The organism is Mesobacillus subterraneus (genome assembly GCF_000934845.1).
In the GTDB taxonomy this organism is placed as follows: Bacteria; Bacillota; Bacilli; order Bacillales; family Cytobacillaceae; genus Mesobacillus; species Mesobacillus stamsii.
Genome location: NZ_JXIQ01000131.1, coordinates 1 through 3,275, shown reverse-complemented (window position 1 = coordinate 3,275; position 3,275 = coordinate 1). Strand labels below are relative to the sequence as shown.

Here is a 3,275-nt window from a genome sequence, read left to right as displayed (position 1 = left end):
TGTTTATGACACTCTTAAATTTCCGAAAGTTGACGGTATTGCCTGTCCAGAATTAGTCGATTATAATGTCCATATATAATTCGAAACATTTCGACATTTATTCTAGAGAAAGGAAAAGACGTCTCCCATAATGTCTAATTGCACCAACAGTTAGACAGGAGACGTCCACAAAAAAGTATATGGTTATTGTATCAAATTATCAGCTGATTGAAAATACTCTTACTGGAGTTTTTAGTTAGGGGTGCGGAGAGGATTCCTTCCCCTTGCTGCGGGAAAACCATGTTGGTTAGAGGTACAAAGGATCGAAAAGCCAAGGATCATACAGGTCAGAGTAAAACCTATAACATCAGAATATTGCAGTGTACCAATTGTGGTACCACTCATCATGAATTACCAGATTTATTGATTCCTTATAAGCGCTATGAGGCTGAATGTATCGAAGACGTTCTTACGAACCCATCCACCCACATTGTTCCTGCCGATGATTCCACTCTATCGAGATGGCATCGCTGGTTTCATCAATTTGTGGATTATTGGATCGGTTGTTTGAATTCCATCATGGTCAGAACCAGTCAGGAAAATATCCCCCTGGATATCACGTCCAAATGTTCAGGGAACGCACTTCAAAGGATAGGACACTTGGCAGGAGATGCCAATGGATGGCTGACAAGAACTGTCCGGCCCATCGTAAATATTAATTTATGGATACACATCCGTTCTGCATTCATTGTCCAATAGCACCTGATTTACACTCGTGATAGACACAGAGAGGAGAGTGTATCATGAGTGATCATAAGAAATCAGAAGAATTGGCAGTGCAGCGTTTTCAGCTGATATCCCCTTTATTGGCAGAGGGGCTTGACGCTGGGAAAGTAAAGGAATTAAAAGACCAGATAGCGAAGACGAGCGGTCTTTCAGAAAGAACCATCAGGCGATATTTGGCTCAATTTCAGAAAGATGGGTTTGGGGGACTGAAGCCACAAGGAAGAAAAGGTGCCCGAAAGCCTGAAGTAATCCCTCTTCATTTATTAGAACAGGCAATCCTCCTGCGTAAGGAAGTGCCGACCCGGAGTGTAGCTCAAATCATCCAGATACTTGAATGGGAAGGGGTAGCTGAACCGGGACAAATCAAAAGGTCAACGCTCCAGGAAAAGCTCACTGAAAAAGGGTACAGCACCCGGCATATGCGACTTTATTCCCAGACAGGAATAGCTGCCAGGAGATTTCAGAAACTACATCGCAACCAACTATGGCAATCAGATATCAAGTATGGTCCTTACCTGCCGATTGGCCCTAATGGAATGAAGAAACAAGTGTATCTTATCGCCTTTATTGACGACGCCACCAGGTTTGTACTTCATGCAGCTTTCTACCCTACATTGGATTCAAGGATCGTTGAGGATGCCTTTCGTCAGGCTATCCAGAAGTATGGTGTTCCAGAGGCAGTCTATTTTGATAACGGGAAGCAGTATCGAACCAAATGGATGTCGCGCACCTGCTCAAAAATAGGCACCCGCCTTACTTACACCCGCCCGTACTCAGCTGAATCAAAAGGGAAAATTGAACGCTTCAATAGAATCATAGATTCATTCATTAGTGAGGCTGTCCTCGAAAAACCCAATACACTTGATCGTTTGAATGAGCTCTTCCAAGTGTGGCTGACAGAGTGTTATCAAAATAAGCATCATTCTGCACTTGGAGAAAAAATTAGCCCGGAAACGGCATTTCGTTCAGATAAGAAAGCGCTTCGGTTCATTGATCCGGATATGTTAAGTAATGCTTTTCTCCATTGTGAAACGAGAAAAGTCGATAAATCAGGATGCATCAGTTTCATGGATCACAAATATGAGGTAGGTCTGACATTCATTGGACGACAGGTTGAGGTTGTTTATGATCCTGCGAATATCGAGGAGCTTACCATTGAGTTCGAGGATCATACTCCTTGGAAAGCCAAGAAGCTTGTCATAGGGGAAAGAGCTGGGAAGCGTCCTGACTTACCTGAGCACCTGCTGGTACAGGATGCAGAATCTTCAAGACTATTAAAAGCAGCTGAACGAAAGAATGAGGAACGTCAAGCTGAACAGAAACCTGCCGTGACATTTCGTGCCGTTTGGAAGGAGGATGATTCTCGTGTTTGAAGCCTTCTATGAAATGGATAACACCCCTTTCGCCAGAGATCTTCCGACTGACCAATTGTATGACTCCTCCATGATGCAAGAAATCCTTGGAAGGCTGAAGTACACAGCTGAAAGACAGCTTTTTGCCGTTCTGAGTGGGGATAGTGGTACTGGAAAGACCACAACCATCCGTAAGTTTGTGGACAAGTTGGATAAAGGGAAATTCCATATCCTTTACCTGTCCGACTCTAAGTTAACGCCTCGTCATTTTTACAAAGGGCTCTTGGAACAGTTAGGCTCCGAAGCGAAGTTTTATCGAGGAGATGCAAAACGGCAGCTTCATCGTGAGATTGAATTAATGAAGGGCATACGAGGGCTACAACCTGTAGTGGTAGTGGACGAAGCCCATCTTCTGGACCGGGAAATGCTTGAAGAGGTTCGTTTCCTACTGAACTTCAAAATGGATTCGCAAAGCCCGATGGCACTCATTCTCGTCGGTCAAAGTGAATTGTGGGATCGGCTTCGACTCCAATCATACGCAGCTATACGCCAAAGAATCGATATCCAATTCCAGTTAGGGCATCTGGATCGGTCACAGGTGGAGGAATATGTTTCTAGGCATCTTCGGTATGCCGGAGTTGATCAACCAATTTTCTCCGACGGGGCGCTCGACGAAATCCATCGGTTTTCTGGTGGCGCCGCAAGGCTCATAAATAAACTCTGCACACATAGTCTACTCTATGGCTCACAAAATGGCCGAAGAATTATTGACGACCATATGATTAAGCAAGTCATCCAGGGGGAGCTTTCATGAAAAGTCGCTGGAAAGAAATGCATTACAATGAAGAGTTGGATTGTTGGGTTGTGTTTTGGGGAGACAATACTGGTTATAAGATGCGATGTGGGGAATGGTTTGATTTACATCTAGGAAATGGCCGGACGCTATCCTGTCGACTGGAACTGGGCAGAGACTGGTACATCCTTACGGGTCGAAATGATGTTAGGTTCTACCTTAAAAAAAATGAGACGTATCATGTTGATTTATAAATTATTTGGGAAGCATGGAAAATGCTTCCTTTTTATTTTTGGACAGTATATCCGTCAGTTTTAGGACAATTAATATCGTCAAGTTTTGGACATTATAAAACGTCATTAACA

4 protein-coding genes are annotated in these 3,275 nt (G+C 43.7%); all 4 read left to right on the top strand.

All coding sequences use genetic code 11. From position 1 onward, the window contains the following. The first annotated feature begins 207 nt into the window (after nt 1–207). Genes UB32_RS15830 through UB32_RS15815 form a run of 4 tightly spaced genes read left to right on the top strand, consistent with a single transcriptional unit; the run spans nt 208 to nt 3,164 of the window. Nucleotides 208–738 (top strand): DUF6431 domain-containing protein, encoded by a 531-nt coding sequence (locus tag UB32_RS15830; RefSeq protein WP_277813893.1) that lies wholly within the window; start codon nt 208–210, stop codon nt 736–738. A gap of 44 nt (nt 739–782) precedes the next feature. After that, entirely contained in the window at nt 783–2,138 is a 1,356-nt protein-coding gene (locus UB32_RS15825; protein WP_044395450.1) for a DDE-type integrase/transposase/recombinase, read from the top strand. Beyond that, the gene (locus UB32_RS15820) at nt 2,131–2,931 is read left to right on the top strand and encodes an ExeA family protein (RefSeq protein WP_044395448.1); all 801 of its coding nucleotides are present in this window, start codon (nt 2,131–2,133) and stop codon (nt 2,929–2,931) included. Before UB32_RS15825 ends, UB32_RS15820 begins: the two co-directional genes overlap by 8 nt. Continuing rightward, nucleotides 2,928–3,164 (top strand): DUF5348 domain-containing protein, encoded by a 237-nt coding sequence (locus UB32_RS15815; protein ID WP_044395446.1) that lies wholly within the window; start codon nt 2,928–2,930, stop codon nt 3,162–3,164. The genes UB32_RS15820 and UB32_RS15815 overlap by 4 nt, the downstream gene beginning before the upstream one ends. The last annotated feature ends 111 nt before the right edge of the window (nt 3,165–3,275 follow it).

Excerpts from the sequence above, each read along its gene's own strand:
- UB32_RS15815 (WP_044395446.1), top strand. The coding sequence starts at position 2,928 with ATGAAAAGTCGCTGGAAAGAAATGCATTACAATGAAGAGTTGGATTGT.
- UB32_RS15825 (WP_044395450.1), top strand. The coding sequence starts at position 783 with ATGAGTGATCATAAGAAATCAGAAGAATTGGCAGTGCAGCGTTTTCAG.